The sequence below is a fragment of the Aquincola tertiaricarbonis genome, assembly GCF_000969605.1.
Taxonomy (GTDB): domain Bacteria; phylum Pseudomonadota; class Gammaproteobacteria; order Burkholderiales; family Burkholderiaceae_C; genus Aquincola; species Aquincola tertiaricarbonis.
Genome location: NZ_JZUE01000026.1, coordinates 53900 through 73584, shown reverse-complemented (window position 1 = coordinate 73584; position 19685 = coordinate 53900). Strand labels below are relative to the sequence as shown.

At 71.4% G+C, this 19685-nt stretch carries 18 protein-coding genes; 9 read left to right on the top strand and 9 right to left on the bottom strand.

The features are described from left to right. Positions 1-111: 111 nt before the first annotated feature. Positions 112-1224: a S1C family serine protease gene (locus VO99_RS23210; protein ID WP_046115332.1), complete on the bottom strand. Its 1113-nt coding sequence runs from the start codon at positions 1222-1224 to the stop codon at positions 112-114. Between the two features lie 113 nt (positions 1225-1337). On the opposite strand from VO99_RS23210, the gene VO99_RS23205 reads away from it, so the two are divergent. Then, positions 1338-2339, top strand: a complete 1002-nt coding sequence (locus tag VO99_RS23205) for a cation diffusion facilitator family transporter (RefSeq protein ID WP_083440861.1) — start codon at positions 1338-1340, stop codon at positions 2337-2339. Here VO99_RS23205 and VO99_RS23200 read toward each other — a convergent pair. The 3 genes from VO99_RS23200 to VO99_RS29180 are packed head-to-tail and all read right to left on the bottom strand — an operon-like array spanning position 2332 to position 5840. Beyond that, positions 2332-4728 (bottom strand): putative bifunctional diguanylate cyclase/phosphodiesterase, encoded by a 2397-nt coding sequence (locus tag VO99_RS23200; RefSeq protein WP_046115330.1) that lies wholly within the window; start codon positions 4726-4728, stop codon positions 2332-2334. The two genes, VO99_RS23205 and VO99_RS23200, sit on opposite strands and share 8 nt — an antisense overlap. Before the next feature lie 43 nt (positions 4729-4771). After that, the gene (locus VO99_RS23195; protein ID WP_046115315.1) at positions 4772-5359 is read right to left on the bottom strand and encodes a methylamine utilization protein; all 588 of its coding nucleotides are present in this window, start codon (positions 5357-5359) and stop codon (positions 4772-4774) included. Then, entirely contained in the window at positions 5352-5840 is a 489-nt protein-coding gene (locus tag VO99_RS29180) for a globin family protein (protein ID WP_052736569.1), read from the bottom strand. The genes VO99_RS23195 and VO99_RS29180 overlap by 8 nt, the downstream gene beginning before the upstream one ends. A gap of 236 nt (positions 5841-6076) precedes the next feature. Between VO99_RS29180 and VO99_RS23185 the strand changes: the two genes are divergently transcribed. Beyond that, positions 6077-8695 (top strand): EAL domain-containing protein, encoded by a 2619-nt coding sequence (locus tag VO99_RS23185; protein ID WP_083440860.1) that lies wholly within the window; start codon positions 6077-6079, stop codon positions 8693-8695. On the opposite strand, the gene dbpA is transcribed toward VO99_RS23185, so the two are convergent. Further along, positions 8670-10073 carry an ATP-dependent RNA helicase DbpA gene (dbpA, locus tag VO99_RS23180; protein ID WP_046115314.1) on the bottom strand — a complete coding sequence of 468 codons (1404 nt, stop codon included), beginning with the start codon at positions 10071-10073 and terminating at the stop codon, positions 8670-8672. The genes VO99_RS23185 and dbpA overlap by 26 nt on opposite strands. Positions 10074-10130: 57 nt before the next feature. Here dbpA and VO99_RS23175 point away from each other — a divergent pair, with 57 nt between their 5' ends. The 3 genes from VO99_RS23175 to VO99_RS23165 are packed head-to-tail and all read left to right on the top strand — an operon-like array spanning position 10131 to position 13873. Beyond that, the gene (locus tag VO99_RS23175; RefSeq protein WP_083440859.1) at positions 10131-12413 is read left to right on the top strand and encodes a helicase-related protein; all 2283 of its coding nucleotides are present in this window, start codon (positions 10131-10133) and stop codon (positions 12411-12413) included. Next, positions 12410-13252: a PA4780 family RIO1-like protein kinase gene (locus tag VO99_RS23170; RefSeq protein ID WP_046115313.1), complete on the top strand. Its 843-nt coding sequence runs from the start codon at positions 12410-12412 to the stop codon at positions 13250-13252. The genes VO99_RS23175 and VO99_RS23170 overlap by 4 nt, the downstream gene beginning before the upstream one ends. A 9-nt stretch (positions 13253-13261) precedes the next feature. Further along, positions 13262-13873, top strand: coding sequence for a DUF938 domain-containing protein (locus VO99_RS23165; protein WP_046115312.1), 612 nt, complete (start codon positions 13262-13264; stop codon positions 13871-13873). Here VO99_RS23165 and VO99_RS30495 read toward each other — a convergent pair whose 3' ends face one another. After that, a complete protein-coding gene (locus tag VO99_RS30495) occupies positions 13874-14224 on the bottom strand; it encodes a hypothetical protein (RefSeq protein WP_157039726.1) in 351 nt (116 codons plus the stop codon). It abuts the gene before it with no gap. Positions 14225-14242: 18 nt separating this feature from the next. On the opposite strand from VO99_RS30495, the gene VO99_RS23160 reads away from it, so the two are divergent. From VO99_RS23160 to VO99_RS23150, 3 genes are read left to right on the top strand one after another with little or no spacing between them, the layout of a single operon-like run. Beyond that, entirely contained in the window at positions 14243-14833 is a 591-nt protein-coding gene (locus VO99_RS23160; protein ID WP_046115311.1) for a malonic semialdehyde reductase, read from the top strand. An 8-nt stretch (positions 14834-14841) separates the two neighbouring features. Continuing rightward, positions 14842-15720, top strand: a complete 879-nt coding sequence (locus VO99_RS23155; protein WP_083440858.1) for a nuclear transport factor 2 family protein — start codon at positions 14842-14844, stop codon at positions 15718-15720. A 9-nt stretch (positions 15721-15729) separates the two neighbouring features. After that, a complete protein-coding gene (locus tag VO99_RS23150) occupies positions 15730-16224 on the top strand; it encodes a YgjP-like metallopeptidase domain-containing protein (protein WP_046115325.1) in 495 nt (164 codons plus the stop codon). 15 nt (positions 16225-16239) lie between these two features. Here VO99_RS23150 and VO99_RS23145 read toward each other — a convergent pair whose 3' ends face one another. Further along, positions 16240-16749 carry a hypothetical protein gene (locus VO99_RS23145; RefSeq protein WP_046115310.1) on the bottom strand — a complete coding sequence of 170 codons (510 nt, stop codon included), beginning with the start codon at positions 16747-16749 and terminating at the stop codon, positions 16240-16242. A gap of 35 nt (positions 16750-16784) precedes the next feature. Continuing rightward, positions 16785-16988 carry a hypothetical protein gene (locus VO99_RS23140; protein WP_046115309.1) on the bottom strand — a complete coding sequence of 68 codons (204 nt, stop codon included), beginning with the start codon at positions 16986-16988 and terminating at the stop codon, positions 16785-16787. A 236-nt stretch (positions 16989-17224) separates the two neighbouring features. Here VO99_RS23140 and VO99_RS23135 point away from each other — a divergent pair, with 236 nt between their 5' ends. Further along, the gene (locus VO99_RS23135) at positions 17225-18559 is read left to right on the top strand and encodes a PQQ-dependent sugar dehydrogenase (RefSeq protein WP_046115308.1); all 1335 of its coding nucleotides are present in this window, start codon (positions 17225-17227) and stop codon (positions 18557-18559) included. 19 nt (positions 18560-18578) lie between these two features. Here the strand turns inward: VO99_RS23135 and VO99_RS23130 are convergent, their stop codons facing one another. Continuing rightward, entirely contained in the window at positions 18579-19616 is a 1038-nt protein-coding gene (locus VO99_RS23130; protein WP_046115307.1) for an RNA methyltransferase, read from the bottom strand. Positions 19617-19685: the final 69 nt, after the last annotated feature.

The window sequence follows — 19685 nt, the reverse complement described above, 5'->3', positions numbered from 1 at the left end:
GAAAGAACCTCTTGACGGTTCACACCTAGCGGCAAGATCTTCGCGATGCCGGCGGTACCCACGGGCTTCAAGCTGGAGCCGGTCGGCCAGCAGGCCGGCATCCCCCGATGCTCAGTCTTCCGACTCCGCCAGCACCACCGCCTGCTTGCGCACCGCGCCGGCGCGCCACAGCGTCAGCGACACGCGGTCGCCGGGCTGGTGGCGCTCCAGTTCGGTGAGCATGTCGTCCAGGTCGGCCACCGGCGTGTCGTCGATGGCCTGGATGACGTCGCCGGCCACGATGCCGCCCTGCGCGCCGCGGGCGAAGGGCCGCAACCCCGCCTTCTGCGCCGGGCCGCCCGGGGCCACGCCGACCAGCGGCACGCCCTTGGGCAGGCCCAGCGCGCGGCCCATGTTCTCCGGGCCGGCGGTCACGCCCAGGGCCGGCCGCACCATGCGGCCGTCGCGGATCAGCCGCGGCACGATGCGGTTGACCTCGTCCACCGGAATGGCGAAGCCGATGCCGGCGCTGGCGCCCGAAGGGCTGTAGATGGACGTGTTGACGCCGATCACCCGGCCGGCCGAATCCAGCAGCGGGCCGCCGGAGTTGCCCGGGTTGATGGCCGCGTCGGTCTGGATGGCGCCGCGGATGGTGCGGCGAGTGACCGATTCGATCTCGCGGTTGAGCGCGCTGACGATGCCGGTGGTCAGCGTCTGGTCCAGGCCGAAGGGATTGCCCAGCGCATACACCTTCTGGCCCACCTGCAGGTCCTTGCTGGTGCCCAGCGCGATGGGCGGCAGCTTGCCCCGCGGCGCCTCGATCTTCAGCACCGCCAGGTCGCGGTCGGGGAACACGCCCACCAGCGAAGCCTTGTGCGAGCTCTGGTCCGAGAGCGTGACGCGGGCGCCCGAGGCCTCCTGGATGACGTGGAAATTGGTGACGATGTGGCCCGCCTCGTCCCACACGAAGCCGGTGCCGGTGCCGCGCGGCACCTGGGTCACGCGCGGGCTGAAGAAGTCGCGCTCCACGCCCAGCGCGGTGATGTTCACCACCGAGGGCGAGACGGCCTTGAACACGGCGATGTTGTTCAGCTCGTCGGCGGCCAGCGGGCCGCGCGGGGCCACGGCGCGCGGCGCGGCCTCGGGCCGGGCGGCGGCGGGCAGGCCGGCGGCGGCCGAGAGGCAGCCCAGGGCGCCGAGTTGCAGCAGCAGGCGCCGGCCGGCGATGGGAAGGGTGCTGGGCATGCGGTGGGTCATGACGGGACGGGCGCGCGATGCGCCGGTGTGAGCCAGGGCGGCTGGCATTCTCCCCGAGCACGGCGGCGCTAAGCTGGGGGCCCGCAGTCCGCTTGCATGCCATGAACGCCAGCCCCGCCGAAGACCCCCGGCTCGACACCGCCGAGCAGGCCCAGCAGGCGGCCACCCTGTTCGGCGACGACCCGGAGGACAGCGCGCACGGCGCCGACGAGCGGGCCGCCGCGGCCAACCGCAGCACCTGGGTGAGCATCGTCGTCAATGCGGTGCTGATCGTGCTGCAGCTGTTCGTCGGCCTCTTCGCGCAATCGCAGGCGCTGGTGGCGGATGCGATGCATTCGCTGTCCGACCTGGTGAGCGACTTCGTGGTGCTGCTGGCCGGCAAGCACAGCCGCAAGGCGGCCGACGACGACCATCCGTACGGCCATGCCCGCTTCGAGAACGCCGGCTCGCTGGTGCTGGGCGCGCTGCTGCTGGCGGTGGGCGTGGGCATGCTGTGGTCGGCGCTGCGCAAGCTGGAAGCGCCGGCCGACATCCCGCAGGTGCATGTCGCGGCCCTGGGCGTGGCCGCCTTCACGCTGGTGTGCAAGGAGGGGCTGTTCCGCTACATGCTGGCGGTGGCCAAGCGGGTGCGCTCCAGCCTGCTGGTGAGCAATGCCTGGCATGCGCGCTCGGACGCCGCGTCGTCGCTGGTGGTGGGCCTGGGCATCCTGGGCAACCTGATGGGCTTTCCGCTGCTCGACCCGATCGCCGCGGCCATCGTCGGCTTCCTGATCGCGCGCATGGGCTGGATCTTCGGCTGGAATGCGCTGTCCGACCTGATGGACCGCGGCGCCAGCGCCGAGGAGGTGGAAGCCATCACCCGCACCGCCGCCGCCACGCCCGGCGTGCATGCGGTGCACGACCTGCGCACCCGCAGGATGGGCGACATGCTGGTGGTGGACATGCACCTGGAAGTGGACGGCAGCCTGAGCGTGGAGCAGGGCCACGACATCGCCGTGGCCGCGCGCGACGCGGTGCTGGCCCGCCACGACGTGCTGCGGGTGATGACGCACGTGGACCCATGGCCGCGCCGCGGCGACACGCCCCCGCCACCGGCTAGATGAAGGGCGCGAACTCCGTGCGCAGCCGCGCCTGCGGCGCGTGCCAGTCCAGCAGCCAGCCGGCGAAGTCGGTCTCGGGCATCGGCTTGCCCATCAGGTAGCCCTGGGCCTCGTCGCAGTGCAGGGCCTTCAGCAGGGCCCAGGTCTGCGCGTTCTCCACGCCTTCGGCGCACACCGTCAGGCCCAGGTTGTGGGCCAGGTCGATGGTGGAACGCACGATCTTCAGGTCGGCGCGGTCGGTCTCCATGCCCATCACGAAGCTGCGGTCGATCTTCAGCTCATGCAGCGGCAGCCGCTTCAGGTAGGCCAGCGACGAGTAGCCGGTGCCGAAGTCGTCGATCGACAGCCGCAGGCCCATGGCATGCAGGCTCTGCAGCGTCTGCAGCGCACGCTCGGGGTCGTCCATGATGGCGCTCTCGGTGATCTCCAGGCACAGCGCCTGCGGCTGCACGCCGCCTCGGGCGAACAGGCGCTCCATCTTGGCCGGCAGGTGCTGGTCCAGCAGGTCCCGGGTGCTGAGGTTGATCGCGAACTTCAGGTCGATGCCGCGGCGCTGCAGCTCGGCATAGCGCATCGAGCAGCGCTCGATCATCCAGCCGGTGAGCTCGCGGATGAAGCCGGTCTGCTCCGCGAACGGGATGAACTGCATCGGCGGGATCATGCCGCGCAGCGGGTGCTGCCAGCGCACCAGGGCCTCGGCGCCCACCACCGCGCCGGTGGCCATCGCGATCTTGGGCTGCAGGTACAGCCGCAGCTGGTCCTGCGCCACGGCGGCGCGCAGCTCGGTCAGCAGCGATAGCGAGGCCTCGCTCGACGAATCGATGGCGGCGCTGTAGAGCATCACGCCGGTCTCGTGGGCGGGCTGCGACTTGGCGGCGTACATGGCCATCTCGGCGCGCACCAGCAGGGTGTCGGCCTCGCTGCCGTGCGCCGGATGCGCGGCGATGCCGATGCCGGCGCTGACGTCGATGGTGTGGTCGTCCAGCGTGAGCGGCTGCTCCAGCAGCGTGCGCAGCCGGCGCGCGGTGTCGATGGCGGTGTCGGCATCGGCACCGGGCAGCATCACCGCGAACTCGTCGCCGCCCAGGCGGGCCACCAGGTCGTGCTCGGCCAGGCCGCCGCTGCGCAGCCGCGCCGCGATCTGCCGCAGCAGCCGGTCGCCGAAGGCATGGCCCAGCACGTCGTTCACATGCTTGAAGCGGTCCAGGTCCAGCATCAGCACCGACAGCGGCTTTTGGCTGGCCAGCTGCGCCAGCAGCGCGCCGTGGAACTGCGCCCGGTTGGGCAGGCCGGTGAGCGTGTCCCAGTACGCCAGGCGGCGGATCTCCTGCTCGCGCTGCTGCAGGCCCTGGCGCATGGCCTCGAAGGAGCGGGCCAGGTCGCGCACCTCGTCCTGCGCCTGCACCGCCACCGGCACCGCATAGTCGCCGGCGCCCAGCCGCTCGGCACTGCGCGACAGGGCCTGGATCGGCCGCGTGATCTGCCGCGCGGTGTAGATGCTGCCCAGGGTGAACACCGCCAGGCCGGCGCCGCTGATGGCCAGCAGGATGAGCTGCAGCCGCCGGAACGGCGCCACCGCGTCGTCCACCGACTGCAGCAGCAGCACCGCCGCCTCGGTGCCGCCGGAGCGGCCCAGCGGGGCCACCCGCATCGCGTACTGCTCGCCTTCCAGCAGCACCGTGGCCGCGGCCGACGGCATGCCCAGCGCACGCACCTGCGTGGCCAGTTCGTCGTGGTCGGCCGGCGCCGCATCGGCTGGTGGCAGCACCTGCCAGGCGGCGCCCCCGGCCCGCACCGCCAGCGCGGTGCGCAGGCCGGCGATCTGTTCCACGTCGCGCAGCAGCGCGCTGCCCACCGGGAAGCCCATCGCCACATGGCCGATGAGCTGCGGCGCGCGCACCGGCACGGTGACGATCTGGTAGGGCCGCTGGTCGATGACGGCCACCAGGCTCAGGTCGGCGGCCGGCGCCGTGCCGGCCATGCGCCCGGACAGGGCCCGCGCCGCGGCATCGCCATGCGTGGTGGTGGCGGCCACCAGGCGGCTGGCGGCATCGGTATAGAAGGCCACTTCGGCGCCGATGCGCGCGCCATGGTTGTCCAGCGCATCGGCCACGGTGGCGCGGTCGCCGCTGGCCACCGCGGCGCGGAAGCCGAAGTCGGCCGCCAGCACGGTGGAGGCATCGGCGATGTTCTGCGCATTGGCCGCCAGCAGGCGGCGCAGCACCTTCTCGCCGGTGGCCAGCTCCTGCGCGATGGTGGCGCGCGCATTGACCTCCAGGTCGCGGCGGATGGCCAGGAAGCTGGCCGCCTGCACCACCACCAGCAGGCCGACGAACAGCATCACGATGCGCCACTGCAGGCGCCTGGCATACGGCCGCGTGATCCACCGCATGAGCCGCCCCGGCAGGCCGGCCGCCGTTGTCGAGCGCGACACCTCAGCCTCCCACCGGCAGGCGCAGCGCGGCGCGCAGGGCACCGCCACCCACCTGCAGCGCGGCCTCGGCCGGCAGGCCGGCCTCGCCCATGGCTGGATGCCAGCCGCGCAGCAGGTGCGCGCCGGCGGGCACCTCCAGCGTGGCCTCGCCGCGGGCATCGGTGCGGGCGAACAGCGGCGTGTCCACCACATGCACCCAGGCCGTCATGCGGTCGTGCACGTTGCAGCCCAGGGCCGCGGTGCCGGGCTTGTCGAACACCACCGGCCTCGTAGGCGTGCCGGCATACAGCTTCAGCTCGAAGCTGCGGATCGGCGAGAACGAATAGACGTGGTGGCGCACGGTGTCGAAATTGGGAAAGCTCACGGCGGTGCCGGTCTGCACCACGCTGACCGAGGGCACGAACTGCCGCTCGCGCTGGGCGATCTCGGCGGTGGCGCTGCTGGTGTGCTGCGGCTGGCCCTTAACCAGCACGTACACCACCGCCTCGGCCAGCGGCTTGCCGGTGCCGTCGGTCACCTGCACCGTCACCGGCGCAGCCAGCACGGCGGCGCTGCACAGCAGCCCGCATCCGAGCAGGGCCTCACGCACGGCGGTGCGCCCCGTCGGCAGCCGGCGCGGGCCGCTGGCCCGGCAGCGGATGGCGTGGCGACAGCACCCGCAGCAGCTCGTCCTTGGCGCGGGGCGGCACACGGGCGCGGTCCAGCTCCTCGCGCAGCAGCAGCACCAGCGGGCGGAACCGGCTGTCGTTGATGTTCAGGCCGGCGGCACCAGCGGCGGCGGGTTCGCCCACGCAGCCGCCGCCGGCCACCTGGCACAGCTGCTGCACCAGGCTGCGCTTGAGCGGCTGCGGCTGCCAGCCGCCCTCCCCCGCGCCGGTGCCCAGCGCCTGCTGTGCCAGCGGGTCGGTCGCCGCGCGGTCCACCAGCCGCTCCACCACCCGCTCCAGCTGCGGCGTGCCGCCCAGCCGTTCATACAGGGTGGGCGGCGCCTTGGGCGCGCTGCCGCAGGCGCCCAGCGCCAGCAGCATCAGGGTCGCCAGCACGGCGCGGAACAGGGTCGAGGCGGGCATGGGCAACTTGCTGCAGGACATGGCCCGGCCAGTAGACCGCGCCCGGCGGGGGCCGTAGGTCGCGATAAGTCCGGTCTTCCGGGCGCTGTTTGCCACCGCGGCCGTGCACTTCGGCGGTGCGCCGCGCCAAATCCGCCACGTTTCCGTGCGCGGCGTCGCTCACGCCGGCGGGCCGGGACGCCGATACAGCCGCAGCGGCCCTTCCGGGCCCCGGGTCGGAGTTGGGGCGGACGACGATGGATGTCAGTGATGCAGCGCAGGTGAGCGCGGTGGCGGCGGCACCACCGGAGGATGCGCGCTCGCTGCTGTTGCAGACGCTGGAACAGGCCATCGACGGCGTGGTGCTGATCGACGAGCACAACGACGTGGTGGTGTTCAACGCCGCCGCGGAGCGGCTGTGGGGCTACCGCCGCGACCAGGTGCTGGGCCGCAACGTGCGCATGCTGATGCCGCACGAGATGCGCAGCCGTCACGACGCCGGCGTGCATGCGCACCGCCACACCGGCCGCAACCGCATCGTGGGCACCACGGTGGAGGTGCCCATCGAGCAGGCCGACGGCAGCCGGCGGCAGGCGACGATGTCGGTGTCGCAGGTGGTGTTCGAAGGGCGGGTGCTGTATTGCGCCTTCGTGCGAGACGCCTCGCAGCAGCATGAGCTGCTGGCGCGCCAGCGCCTGCTGTCCACCGCCGTGGACGAGAGCGACATCGCCGTCATCGTGGCCAGCGCCGACCGCCGGGTGGTGTTTGCCAATGCCGGCTGCCTGCGCATGTACGGCTACCGGCTGGAGGAGATGGTGGGCCACCGTCCCACCGAGCTGCTGGCCGGCCCGCACACCGATCCGTCGATGCTGCAGGCGCTGATGTCCGACGACCTGGCCGAGCAGAGCTTCTCCTGCGAGCTGCTCACCTACACCAAGGACGGCCGGCCGCTGTGGGTCTCCACCGCGGTCAATCCGGTGCACGATGCCCATGGCCGGCTGTGCAACTTCGTGGGCGTGCTCACCGACATCACCCAGACCAAGCTGCACGAGGTGCTGCAGTTCCGCGTGCTGGATGCGATGGCCCGCGAGGCGCCGCTGCACGAGCTGATGCTGCTGCTGTGCCGCGAGGTGGAGCGCATCGCGCCCGAGCTGGTGGCCAGCATCCTGCGGGTGGACGAGCAGCAGCGGCTGCAGACCCTGGCCGGCCCCAGCCTGCCGGCCGACTTCTGCCAGCAGATCAACGGCGTGGCCATCGGGCCCCAGGTGGGCTCCTGCGGCACCGCGGCCTGGCGCAATGCGCCGGTGATGGTGCGCGACATCGCCACCGATCCGCTGTGGGAACACTTCCGCGACCTGGCGCTGCCGCTGGGCCTGGCGGCCTGCTGGTCCAGCCCCATCCGCAGCAGCGACGGCCAGGTGCTGGGCACCTTCGCCTTCTATTACCGCGAGCCGCGCGAGCCCAGTGCGCTGCACCGCCGCCTGGTGGACGTGAGCCTGCACCTGTGCTCGCTGATCCTGGAGCGCGAACGGACCAAGGCCCACATCCACCAGCTGGCGTTCTACGACGCGCTGACCGGCCTGCCCAACCGCGCCCTGCTGCGCGGCAAGACGGAACGGGCGCTGCACGATGCCGGCCGCCATGGCTGGCCGCTGGCGGTGGTGTTCGTCGACCTCGACCGCTTCAAGCAGGTGAACGACACCCACGGCCATGTGGTGGGCGACGGCCTGCTGATCGAGCTGGCACGCCGGCTGGAGGCATGCGCCCGGACCGGCGACATCATCGGCCGGCTTTCGGGCGACGAGTTCGTGGCGGTGCTGCCGCAATGCGGCGGCGGTGCCGCGGTGGCCGCGGTGGAACGGCTGGTGGCCGCCTTCGCGCAGCCGGTGACGGTGCACGGCGTGCTGCTGCATCCCGGCGCCAGCCTGGGCGTGGCCATGTACCCGGAAGACGGCACCGACATCGACACCCTGATACGCCATGCCGACATGGCGATGTACCAGGCCAAGATGCACCGGCGCGGCGGCTTCCGCTTCTTCAGCGCCGAGCTCAACCGCGAGGCGCATGAACGCGCGATGCTCGAAGCCGACCTGCGCGAGGCCCTGGGCCCGGCCGGCGGCCTGGCCCTGCACTACCAGCCCAAGGTGGCCAGCGACGACGGCCGGCTGTGCGGCGTGGAGGCGCTGCTGCGCTGGGCCCATCCGCGCCTGGGCATGGTGCCGCCGATGCGCTTCGTGGCCCTGGCCGAGGAATGCGGCCTGGTGCACACGCTGGGCCGCTGGGTGCTGGCCGAGGCCTGCCGGCAGATGGCCGACTGGCGCGCCCGCGGCGTGCCGGTGCCCAGCGTGGCGGTCAACCTGTCGGCCAGCAACTTCCTGGACGCTGGCCTGCCCGAGGTGCTGCAGCGGCTGCTGGCGCGCCACGGGCTGAAGACCGGCGACCTGACGGTGGAGATGACCGAAAGCGTGATGCTCAACCCGGACCCGGTGGTGCTGGCCACGGTGCATGCGGTGCATGGGCTGGGCATCCGGGTGTCGCTCGACGACTTCGGCACCGGCTACTCCAGCCTCAGCCACCTGCACCGGCTGCCCATCGGCGAGCTCAAGCTCGACCGCAGCTTCGTGCAGGACATCGAGCATGACGACCTGGCGCGGGCGCTCACCGTGTCGGTCCTGCGCATCGGCAAGACGCTGGGCCTGACGGTGGTGGCCGAAGGCGTGGAGACCGAGGCCCAGCGCCGCTTCGTGGCCGACGAGGGCTGCCCGGTGGTGCAGGGCTACCTGGTGTCGCGGCCGGTGCCGCCGGCGGGTCTGGAGGCCTGGCTGGGCAAGGCCGGCAGCGGGTGGCCGCTCAGTCCGTCATCAGCCGAACCTTGACGCTCTTGCCCTTCACCTTGCCCGCGGCCAGCCGCTGGCACACCTGCGGCGCGATCTCGGCCTGCACCGCCACGTAGGTGGAGAACTCGTTGATGTTGATCTTGCCGATCTGCGTGCCGGCGTAGCCCAGGTCCTTGGTCAGCGCGCCCAGCACGTCGCCGGCGCGGATCTTCTCCTTGCGCCCGCCCATGATCTGGATCGTGGCCATCGGCGGGCGCAGCGGGTGGGCGGGGTCGGCGTCGGTCAGTTCGTCGAGCTTCTGCCATTCGGTGGTGAAGCCGCCGGCCGCCTCGATCTGGCCCACGCGGCCCATCTCGTCCAGGCTGGCCAGGCTGAAGGCCCACCCCTCCTCGTCCGCCCGGCCGGTGCGGCCGATGCGGTGGGTGTGGGTGTCGACGTCGGGCGTGATGTCGACGTTGATCACCGCCTCCAGCTGGCTGATGTCCAGCCCGCGGGCGGCGATGTCGGTGGCCACCAGCACGCTGCAGCTGCGGTTGGCGAAGCGGATGAACACCTGGTCGCGGTCGCGCTGGTCCAGGTCGCCGTGCAGCTCCAGCGCCGAGAAGCCCTGCGCCCGCAGCACCTCCACCAGGTCGCGGCACTGCTGCTTGGTGTTGCAGAAGGCCAGCGTGCTCACCGGCCGGTAGTGGTTGAGCAGCAGGCCCACCGCATGCAGCCGCTGCTCCTCGCTCACCTCGATGAAGCGCTGGCGGATCTTGGTCGGCGCATGCACCGCGGCCAGCTTGATCTCCTTGGGCTCGCGCATGAAGCGCGCGCTGAGCTTGGCGATGCCTTCCGGGTAGGTGGCGGAGAACAGCAGCGTCTGCCGCTTGGGCGGGCAGTGCTTGGCCACCACCGCGATGTCGTCGAAGAAGCCCATGTCCAGCATGCGGTCGGCTTCGTCGAGCACCAGCGTGTTCAGCGCCTCCAGGTCGAGGCTGCCGCGTTCCAGGTGGTCCATGATGCGGCCCGGCGTGCCCACCACGATGTGCGCGCCATGCTCCAGGCTGGCCAGCTGCGGCCGCATGGTGCTGCCGCCGCACAGCGTCAGCACCTTGATGTGGTCTTCCGCGCGGGCCAGGCGCCGCACCTCCTGCGTCACCTGCTCGGCCAGCTCGCGCGTGGGGCACAGCACCAGCGACTGCACCGCGAAGCGGCGCGGATTCAGGTTGGCCAGCAGCGCCAGCGCGAAGGCGGCGGTCTTGCCGCTGCCGGTCTTGGCCTGGGCGATGAGGTCGTGGCCGGCGAGCGCCAGCGGCAGGGTGGCGGCCTGGATCGGCGTCATGGCCGTGTAGCCCAGGCGCTGCAGGTTCTCCAGCGCGGCCGGCGGCAGCGGCAGGCGCGAGAAATCGGTGGCCGGATCGGGGGTTGCGTTCATGCGCGATTATCGGCAGCCCGGGCCTGAGACACTCGGGGCCTGCCTGAATTCCATTTGATGTCGAACTCCCCTGCCCCCACGCAAGACGAAACGGCGGCCGCTTCCAGCGCCGACAGCCGCAACACGCCGAACCTGCCCAACCCGAAACATGCCGGGCGGCTGCCCGCGCACATCGGCAAGACCGAGTTCGCGGCCATCCGCAACCATGCCTATGCGCTGCCGCAGGTGGTCAAGCCGGCGGACTTCCTGGAAGAGCGCAGCCCCGGCTTCGAGCAGCACCTGGACAAGCTGGGCTACGTGCTGCTGGCCAAGCCGGCCGCCGGTGCCCGGCCCAGCCGGTGGATCCACCCGGCGCTGATGGACTCGGCGCTGGCGCACCTCGCCGCCGTGGGCACCGGGCCCGACATACGGCCGCTGATGATCGAGCGCAGCACCGTGCTGGACAGCCTGGGCGTGGCCCGCCGCGCGGGTGAATGGACGCGCCTGATCCGCCACACCTTCCGGCTGCCGCAGCCCGAGCCGCAGGCGCCGTGGACGGTGCCGGTGCTGTTCCGCATCCCGGTGAATGCGGATGCGGTGTGGACCTTCTACCGCACCGGCGACCGCGAGGCGCTGCTGGCCGCGCTGGGCCCGGCGCCGCAGCACCCGAACGCGCCGGAGCTGCTGGCCCACCTGCACGGCCTGGTGGAACGCAGCCGGCAGCTGAGCCCGCGGCACCTCGATTCGCTGCTGCCGCGGCTGCAGGCCGAAGGCGCCACGCCGCAGCCGCTGGCCGAGCTGAAGACCGCCTTCAACCGCGCGCAGGAGCGCTGGGAGCACCAGGCCGCCGAGCTGGACACGCTGGAAGGCCTGAACACCGAGCTGGCCTTCCAGGGCTACCCCGACACCTTCGAGATCGCGCGCCGGCTGCAGCGCAGCGTCACGCTGTACGTGGGCCCGCCCAACAGCGGCAAGACCCATGCGGCCTTCGAGCGGCTGGCCCAGGCGCATGACGGCGCCTACCTGGCGCCGCTGCGGCTGCTGGCGCTGGAAGGCCGCGACCGGCTGGTCGCGCGCGGCGTGCCCTGTTCGCTGCTGACCGGCGAGGAGAACGTGCCCGCGCCCGAGGCCCGCGCCGTCTCCAGCACCATCGAGATGGTGAACACCCGCCAGCCGATCGACGTGGCGGTGATCGACGAGGCGCAGATGATCTTCGACAGCGCCCGCGGCTGGGCCTGGACGCAGGCCATCGTGGCGGTGCCGGCCAACGAGGTGATCATCATCTGCTCGGCCTATGCGGTGCCCGCGATCGAGAACCTGCTGGGCCTGTGCGGCGAGCGCTGCACCGTGCGCGAGTTCGAGCGCAAGCAGCATGTGCAGCTGCTGCCGCAGCCGGTGCCGCTGCCCTCCTTGAAGCTGGGCGACGCGGTGGTGGCCTTCAGCCGCCGCGAGGTGCTGATGCTGCGCGACCAGATCGCCGCCAACGGCCATCCGGTGAGCGTGATCTACGGTGCGCTGCCGCCCGAAGTGCGCCGGCGCGAGGCCGAGCGCTTCGCGCAGGGCGAGTCGCACATCCTGGTGGCCACCGACGCCATCGGCATGGGGCTGAACCTGCCGATCCGCCGGGTGCTGTTCTCGACCATGACGAAGTTCGACGGACAGGGCGACCGCACGCTGACCGAGTCGGAAGTGCACCAGATCGCCGGCCGCGCCGGGCGCTTCGGCATCCACGAGGAAGGCTTCGTCGGCGTGCTGAAGGACGCCGAACCCAGCGCCACCCGGGTGCTGAAGGAGCTGCTGCCCAAGGCGCCGCGGGCGCCGCGCGACTTCAAGGCGCCGGTGGCGCCCAACGGTTGGCATGTGGACACCATTGCCAGCCGCATGAAGAAGAACCGGCTGCGGGAGGTGCTGGGGGTGTTCATGGAACAGCTCAAGCTGGACGATGCCCACTTCGCCGTGGCCGAGCTGGAACAGATGCTGGAGCTGGCCGAGCAGCTGGACCAGCATGCCGGCCAGCTCACGCTGAAGGAACGCTTCATCTATGCCCAGGCGCCGGTGGACAGCCGCACCCCTTCGCAGGTGCAGCTGTACCTCGATTGGGCGCACAACCATGCGGTGGGCGGCGTGGCTGGCAAGCCCTGGTTCCTGGAAGAGGTGGACAGCCACAGCCGGCTCGACCGCATGGAGCAGGCCCTGCGCAGCTGCACGCTGTGGCTGTGGCTGGACCTGCGCTTTCCTGGCGTGTACGGCCATGTGGACGAGGTGGTGGACCTGCGCAGCCGGCTCAACGACGGCATCGAGCGCCAGCTCAAGGGCAAGCGGCCGCTGGCCCAGCAGCGCCGCCAGCGCAGCGCACGATGAAAGCCCCGAAGCGGCTGCAGCCGCTGATCGACGAAGGCCTGATCGACAGCGTGGTGCGGCAGCTGATGAGCGGCAAGGAAGCCACGGTGTACGTGGTGCGCGTGGGCGACGACACCCGCTGCGCCAAGGTCTACAAGGAAGCCACGCAGCGCAGCTTCCGCCAGGCGGTGGACTACACCGAGAACCGCAAGGTGAAGAACAGCCGCCAGGCCCGCGCGATGGCCAAGGGCACCCGCTACGGCCGCCAGGCGCAGGAAGAGGCCTGGCAGAGCGCGGAGGTGGATGCGCTGTACCGCCTGGCCGCCGCCGGCGTGCGCGTGCCCACGCCCTACAACTTCCATGACGGCGTGCTGCTGATGGAGCTGGTGGCCGATGCCGACGGCGATGCCGCGCCGCGGCTGAACGACGTGGTGTTCACGCCGGAGGAGGCACGCGCCCACCACGCCACGCTGCTGAAGGAGGCGGTGCGCATGCTGTGCGCGGGCGTGGTGCACGGCGACCTGTCGGAATTCAACATCCTGCTGGCCGCCGACGGCCCGGTGATCATCGACCTGCCGCAGGCGGTGGATGCCGCCGGCAACAACCACGCGGCCCGCATGCTGCTGCGCGACGTGGGCAACCTGCGGCACTTCTTCGGCCGCTTCGCGCCCGAGCTGCGCGCCACCGAATACGGCCCCGAGATGTGGACGCTGTACGAGAAGGGCCTGCTGACGGTGGACACGCCGCTGACCGGCCGCTTCGAGCCGGTGCGCGGCGCGGTGGACCTGCGCGCGGTGATGCGCGAGATCGACGATGCCCGCGACGAGGAAGTCGCGCGCCAGCAACGCATGGGTTTCTAGACTGGACGCATGTCCACCGACCACCGCCCCTTCAGCCCCGCGAGCGAACGCAACCGCGGCCCCATCCTCGACGTGCTGCTGCAGCTGCTGCCGCCGCAGGGCACCGCCCTGGAGATTGCCTGCGGCACCGGCCAGCATGCGGCCCATTTCGCGCCGGCGCTGCCGGGATGGCAGTGGTGGCCCAGCGATCCGCAGGCCGAGGCCTTGCAGTCCACCGCCGCGTGGTGCGAAGGCATCGGCAACGTGCAGCCGCCGCTGCAGCTGGACGTGATGTCGCCCGACTGGACCGGCGTGCCCAGCGAGGTGGACCTGGTGTTCTGCGCCAACATGATCCACATCTCGCCCTGGGCCACCACCCGGGCGCTGATGCAGGGCACGGCCCGGCACCTGCGCGCCGGCGGCCTGCTGCTGACCTACGGGCCCTACTTCGTGCAGGGCGAGCCACCCTCGCCCGGCAACCTGGCCTTCGACGCCGACCTGAAGCAGCGCAACGCCGCCTGGGGCATCCGCTGGCTGCACGAGGTGCAGGCCGAAGCCGCCGCAGCCGGGCTGCAGCTGCAGCGCCGCTTCGACATGCCGGCCAACAACCTGGCGCTGGCCTGGGGCCGGCCGGCGACCTGATCAGCGACCCGGCTCGGCAGCCTGCCGCATCTGCTGGCGCGTGGCAGCGTCCTGGTACATCGGCACCGCGATCCCGGCGGCGACGCCGCTCAGGCACACCACCAGCAGCGGCGCGATCGCCACCCACCATGCGCGCGTGCCACCCGGTCGCGCCAGTTGTTCCAGCAGGCGGCTGCGGTCGCCTGTGGGCGCACCGAGCCTGTCGATGGCCTTGGTGAATGCTGACGCTGCACAGGACCCGCCCGAGCACGGCCCGTGCGCAGCCGACCTGCCCGCGCCGCGCAACAGACATGCCCGCAACGGCCGCTTTATCCGGTGGCCGGCACTGAACACACTGGCCCGGTCATCCACTTTCCAGACCGACGCACCATGTCCCGCCCCCTGCCTGCCGCCGCCCTAGAACAAACATTCCTGCACGCCCGCACCTTCAACCAGTTCACCGACCAGCCAGTGACCGACGACACGCTGCAGCAGCTGTACGAGCTGGCCAAGTGGGGCCCGACCTCGATGAACAGCCAGCCGGCACGCTTCGTGTTCGCGCGCAGCGCCGAGGCCAAGGCCCGGCTGGCCGTGGCGATGGCGCCCGGCAACGCCGCCAAGACGCTGGCCGCGCCGGTCACTGTGATCGTGGCGTCGGACACGCGCTTCTACGACCACCTGCCCGAGCAGTTCCCGGCGGTGGATGCCAAGCCGATGTTCGAAGGCAATGCCGCGCTGGCCGACACCACCGCCCTGCGCAACAGCTCGCTGCAGGGCGCGTACCTGATGATCGCGGCCCGCCAGCTCGGCCTGGATTGCGGCCCGATGAGCGGCTTCGATCCCGGCAAGGTCAACGCGGCGTTCTTCGCCGACAGCCGCTGGAAAGTCAACTTCCTGATCAACCTGGGCTACGGCGACGCCACGGGCAACTACCCGCGCGGCCCGCGCCTGTCGTTCGAACAAGCCGCCGTGCTGGCCTGAGGCGCGCCATGAACCGACTCATCAAGACCGCGCTGCTGGCACTGGCCGCCGCCTTCGTGCTGACCGGCTGCCTTGGCAGCGATGGCCACGGCCATGACGAATCCGAGCGCTCGGCACGCATCGCCCGCGGCTTCTACCAGGAGGTGATCGTCGATCGCAACCTGGCGCGCTTCGATGCCTACGTGGGCAGCAGCTACCTGCAGCACGCCACCGGCTATGCCGACGGCGTGCAGCCGCTGCGCGATGAACTCACCGCCCATGCGGCCAGCAGCAACCAGGTGCAGATCCTGCGTGTGGTGGCCGAAGGCCCGTACGCCGCGCTGCATTCGCTGTGGACCATCGGCACGCAGCAGGTGCTGTACGTGGACGTGTGGCGCATCGAGAACGGCAAGCTGGTGGAGCACTGGGACCAGTTTCAGAACGTGCCGGCCACCGCGGCCAACGGCAACACGATGCATGCCGGCCCCGACGCCGATCCGCGTGCGCCGCAGGACCTGGAGCGCAACCGCGCCCGCGCGCTGGCGGTGCTGCAGGTGTTCGACAACCTGGCCGACCTGTCGCCGGTGCAGGACTTCGTGTCCGAGGCCTACATCCAGCACAACCCCACGGTGGCCGACGGCAAGCAGGCCTTCCTGCAGATGCTGGCCGGCCTGCGGGACGCCGGCTACCGCTCGCGCACCCGGGTGGCCAAGACCATCGCCTATGGCGACATGGTGCTGGTGCATTCGCAGGTGGTGGACACCAGCGTGCCGAACGACCCGGGCACCGGCGCGATGGACCTGTTCCGCTTCGATGCCCAGGGCCGCATCGTCGAACACTGGGATGTGCTGGAATCGATGACGGGCACCTCGCTCAACACCAACGATCCCTTCTCCTACCCGGGCTGACCCTTGACCCTGAAGTACCTCACCGGCTATGCGCCCGAGCTGATCGCCCAGGTGCAGCGGGCCATCGATGCCGGTGAGCTGGGCCCCAGCCTGGCGCGCCGGTATCCCGAGCCGCACGAGGTGCGCACCGACCGCGCGCTGTACGACTACGTCGGCGAGCTGCGCGCGCAGTACCTGCGCAATGCGGCCCCGCTCAGCAAGGTGGCCTACGACAACAAGCTCAAGGTCATCCAGCATGCGCTGGGCACGCACACCACGGTGTCGCGGGTGCAGGGCAACAAGCTCAAGGCCAAGCGCGAGATCCGCGTGGCCAGCCTGTTCAAGGAAGCACCGGCGCCCTTCTTGCGCATGATCGTGGTGCATGAGCTGGCGCACCTGAAGGAGCGCGAGCACGACAAGGCCTTCTATGCCCTGTGCACCCACATGGAGCCGGCCTACCACCAGCTGGAGTTCGACGTGCGCCTGTGGTTGACCGCAATGGAGCTGGAGGCGCCCACCGGCTGAGCCGGCCCGCGCGTCTCAGCGCGGCTTGGCGAAGCCGCTGTCGATCCAGGCGGTGGCGCTGGCACGGTTGAGCTTGAAGCCGGCGGCCACGCGCACCTGGGCCAGCTGCTCGCCGGCTTCGTCCTCGGCGGTGAGCAGGGCATGCGGATCATCGTCGTCGGGCATGATGTCCAGCGTGACGCTCACCGGTCCCTGGGCCGCGGTGACGGTGAGCTGCTGGTGCAGCAGCGCATGCAGCTGCTGCTCATGCCGGCGCAGCACCTCGCTGGCGGTCTTGACCAGGGTGTTGAAGGCGGCGGTGTCCAGCGGCTTGGGGTTCTTCTTGTCGCGGCCCATGGTCCAGGGGCCGACCAGCGCGGGCTCGGGCTCGCCCTGCTTGACCATCTCCACCGCCCAGCCGTCGTCGTCCTCGTTCTTGATGACGCGGGCCGTCCAGCCGTTGTCGCGCCACAGGCGCGGCTCGTGGATGGCGGTGTCTTCGGGGCTGTCTTCCTGGGCGTGCGGGTCGTTGAGCGAAGCATTCATGCCGGCATGGTACCGGCCGCCCCGCGGCTGGCGTGTCAGGCGGCAGCGCTGCCCGGACGCATCGGCTGGCGCGCCAGGTCGGGCTGCTCCAGCAGCAGTTCCTCGTCGCTGCCGGGCTCGTCCTCGTCGGCATAGACGGTGAGCCACGGCGCGAGGTTGTCATCCTCTTCCAGCGCAGGCCGCGGCTGCGGCAGGTGGAAGGGCACCGACCGCAGCGCGGGACGCGGCGCCACAGGCATGCGGTTGTATCGGACGGGCGGGCGGCTATCGGAACGCAGTGCGGACATCTCTTGCTCCTGGCATTGCCGCCAAGGCTACGCGCGCGCCCTGCCCCTGTGAAGCGGCCGGCGGCGCATCGCGCGCAAGTCCCACCGCCGCATGAGGCGTTGTCTGACAAGATCATGCGCAGGTACGGCCGTTGCCGCCCGGCCGGGCCGCCCGCGCACGAGGCGGCATCCCTTTTCCGGAGACCGCCATGCGCCCTGCCCACCGAACCTACCGACCCGTGCTGGCCGCCGGATCGGCCGCCCTGCTGCTGGCCCTGGCCGGCTGCGGCGACACCGCCAGCCTGCAGGTGCAGGACGGCATCGGCCCCGATCCCAAGCTGCCGGCGCCCAACAAGTCGCTGATCCCGACGGTGAACGTGGCCGAGGCCAGCGCCTGGCCGGCCGGCGCCGCGCCCCAGGCCGCGCAGGGCACCACCGTGGCCCGCTTCGCCGAAGGCCTGGACCATCCGCGCTGGCTGTACGTGCTGCCCAACGGCGACGTGCTGGTGGCCGAGACCAATGCCCCGCCCAAGCCGGAGGACAAGAGCGGCGGCATCAAGGGCTGGGTGATGAAGAAGGTGATGGCCAAGGCCGGCGCCGGCGTGCCCAGCGCCAACCGCATCACGCTGCTGCGCGATGCCGATGGCGACGGCGTGGCCGAGCAGCGCTCGGTCTTCCTGGAGAACCTGATGTCGCCCTTCGGCATGGCGCTGGTGGGCGACAAGTTCTACGTGGCCAATGCCGACGCGCTGGTGCGCTTCGACTACAAGGCCGGCGCGCCGAGGATCGAAGGCAACGGCACCAAAATCGCCGACCTGCCGGCCGGCCGCAACCACCACTGGACCAAGAGCCTGATCGCCAGCGCCGACGGCAGCAAGCTCTACGTGGGCGTGGGCAGCAACAGCAACGTCGCCGAGCACGGCATGGCCGAGGAGGAGCGCCGCGCCGCCATCCTGGAGATCGACGCAGCCAGCGGCGCGCAGCGGGTGTATGCCTCCGGCCTGCGCAACCCGGTGGGCCTTGCCTGGCAGCCCGACAGCAAGATGCTGTGGACCGCGGTCAACGAGCGCGACGAGATCGGCAGCGACCTGGTGCCGGACTACATGACCTCGGTGCAGGACGGCGGCTTCTACGGCTGGCCCTACAGCTACTACGGCCAGAACGTGGACGAGCGGGTGCAGCCGCCGCGCCCGGACCTGGTGGCCAAGGCCATCAAGCCCGACTACGCGCTGGGCCCGCACACCGCCTCGCTGGGCCTGGCCTGGTCGGCCGGCAACAGCCTGCCGCCGGCCTTTGCCAACGGCATGTTCGTGGGCCAGCACGGCAGCTGGAACCGCAAGCCGCGCAGCGGCTACCGGGTGATCTTCGTGCCCTTCCAGGGCGGCAAGCCGGCCGGCGCACCGGTGGAGGTGCTCACCGGCTTCATCAATGCCGAGGACAAGGCCCAGGGCCGGCCGGTGGGCGTGGCCATCGACAAGAAGGGCGGCCTGCTGGTGGCCGACGACGTGGGCAACATCATCTGGCGGGTGACCGCCGCCCGTTGAATACCGGCCCGCGGCGCCTTCAGGCCGCGGCGATGGGGATGCTGCGCGCCGTGCGCCGCGGCACGGCCTCCCGCGCGCGCAGCTGACCGCAGCCGCCGTCGATGTCCTGGCCGGCCGACCAGCGCAGCCGCGTCAGCACGCCGCGGCGGTTCAATGCCCGCGCCATCTCGGCCGCGCGCTCGCCATCGGGCCGGCGGAACGGCAGGCCCTCGTTGGTGTTGTAGGGGATGAAGTTCATCATCGCGTAGCGGCCCTGCAGCAGCGTGGCGATGCGGTCCAGCTCGTCGTCGCCGTCGTTGATGCCGGCCAGCAGCGTCCACTGGTACTGGATCGGGTAGCCGGTGGCGCGGGCATAGCGCTCGCCGGCCTCCACCAGCGCGGCGGGGTCGAAGCGCGGCGCGCGCGGCAGCAGTTCGGCCCGCTTGGCGGCGAAGGTGCTGTGCAGCGACAGTGCCAGCGCCGGCTTCACCGGGCCCTGCGGCAGCCGCTCGAACACCCGTTCGTCGCCCACGGTGGAGAACACCAGCTGCTTGTGGCCGATGCCGCCTTCCTGCCCAAGCAGCTCGATGGCCTGCATCACGTTGTCCAGGTTGTGCGCGGGCTCGCCCATGCCCATGAACACCACCTTCTTCACCGGCCGGCGCTGGCGGGCCAGCACCACCTGGGCCACGATCTCCGCGCTGCTCACCTGGCGCAACAGGCCGTCGCGGCCGGTCATGCAGAACACGCAGCCCACCGCGCAGCCCACCTGGGTGGACACGCACACGCCGTCGCGCGGCAGCAGCACGCTTTCCACCGCCTGGCCATCGGCCAGCGCCACCAGCAGCCGCTCGGCGCCGTCTTCGGCCGGATGGGCCGACCTGATCGTGGCCAGGCCGGCCAGCTCCGCGCCCAGGGCCGGCAGCGCCTGGCGGATGGCCCGCGGCAGGAAGTGCTCGGCCTGGCTGCGGCCGCCCTCCAGCGCACGCGCCTGCACCCACTGGCGCAGCAGCCGCGCCTCGTGGGTGGGCTTGGCGCCCAGGGCGCGCAGGCGTTGGCGGAGCTGGTCGATGCGCATGGAACGGCAGGATGAAGCGGCGGCGAAGGCCGGGAGTGTAGGCAGCCGCGCGGGGGCGAAGCGGTCTGC

Coding starts and splice junctions, on each gene's coding strand:
- dbpA (WP_046115314.1), bottom strand. CDS start 10,073: ATGAACGCAACCCCCGATCCGGCCACCGATTTCTCGCGCCTGCCGCTG.
- VO99_RS23145 (WP_046115310.1), bottom strand. CDS start 16,749: ATGAATGCTTCGCTCAACGACCCGCACGCCCAGGAAGACAGCCCCGAA.
- VO99_RS23170 (WP_046115313.1), top strand. CDS start 12,410: ATGAAAGCCCCGAAGCGGCTGCAGCCGCTGATCGACGAAGGCCTGATC.
- VO99_RS23135 (WP_046115308.1), top strand. CDS start 17,225: ATGCGCCCTGCCCACCGAACCTACCGACCCGTGCTGGCCGCCGGATCG.
- VO99_RS23130 (WP_046115307.1), bottom strand. CDS start 19,616: ATGCGCATCGACCAGCTCCGCCAACGCCTGCGCGCCCTGGGCGCCAAG.
- VO99_RS23160 (WP_046115311.1), top strand. CDS start 14,243: ATGTCCCGCCCCCTGCCTGCCGCCGCCCTAGAACAAACATTCCTGCAC.
- VO99_RS29180 (WP_052736569.1), bottom strand. CDS start 5,840: ATGCCCGCCTCGACCCTGTTCCGCGCCGTGCTGGCGACCCTGATGCTG.
- VO99_RS23205 (WP_083440861.1), top strand. CDS start 1,338: ATGAACGCCAGCCCCGCCGAAGACCCCCGGCTCGACACCGCCGAGCAG.
- VO99_RS23200 (WP_046115330.1), bottom strand. CDS start 4,728: ATGCGGTGGATCACGCGGCCGTATGCCAGGCGCCTGCAGTGGCGCATC.
- VO99_RS23210 (WP_046115332.1), bottom strand. CDS start 1,224: ATGCCCAGCACCCTTCCCATCGCCGGCCGGCGCCTGCTGCTGCAACTC.
- VO99_RS23140 (WP_046115309.1), bottom strand. CDS start 16,988: ATGCCTGTGGCGCCGCGTCCCGCGCTGCGGTCGGTGCCCTTCCACCTG.
- VO99_RS23165 (WP_046115312.1), top strand. CDS start 13,262: ATGTCCACCGACCACCGCCCCTTCAGCCCCGCGAGCGAACGCAACCGC.
- VO99_RS23175 (WP_083440859.1), top strand. CDS start 10,131: ATGTCGAACTCCCCTGCCCCCACGCAAGACGAAACGGCGGCCGCTTCC.
- VO99_RS23155 (WP_083440858.1), top strand. CDS start 14,842: ATGAACCGACTCATCAAGACCGCGCTGCTGGCACTGGCCGCCGCCTTC.
- VO99_RS23185 (WP_083440860.1), top strand. CDS start 6,077: ATGGATGTCAGTGATGCAGCGCAGGTGAGCGCGGTGGCGGCGGCACCA.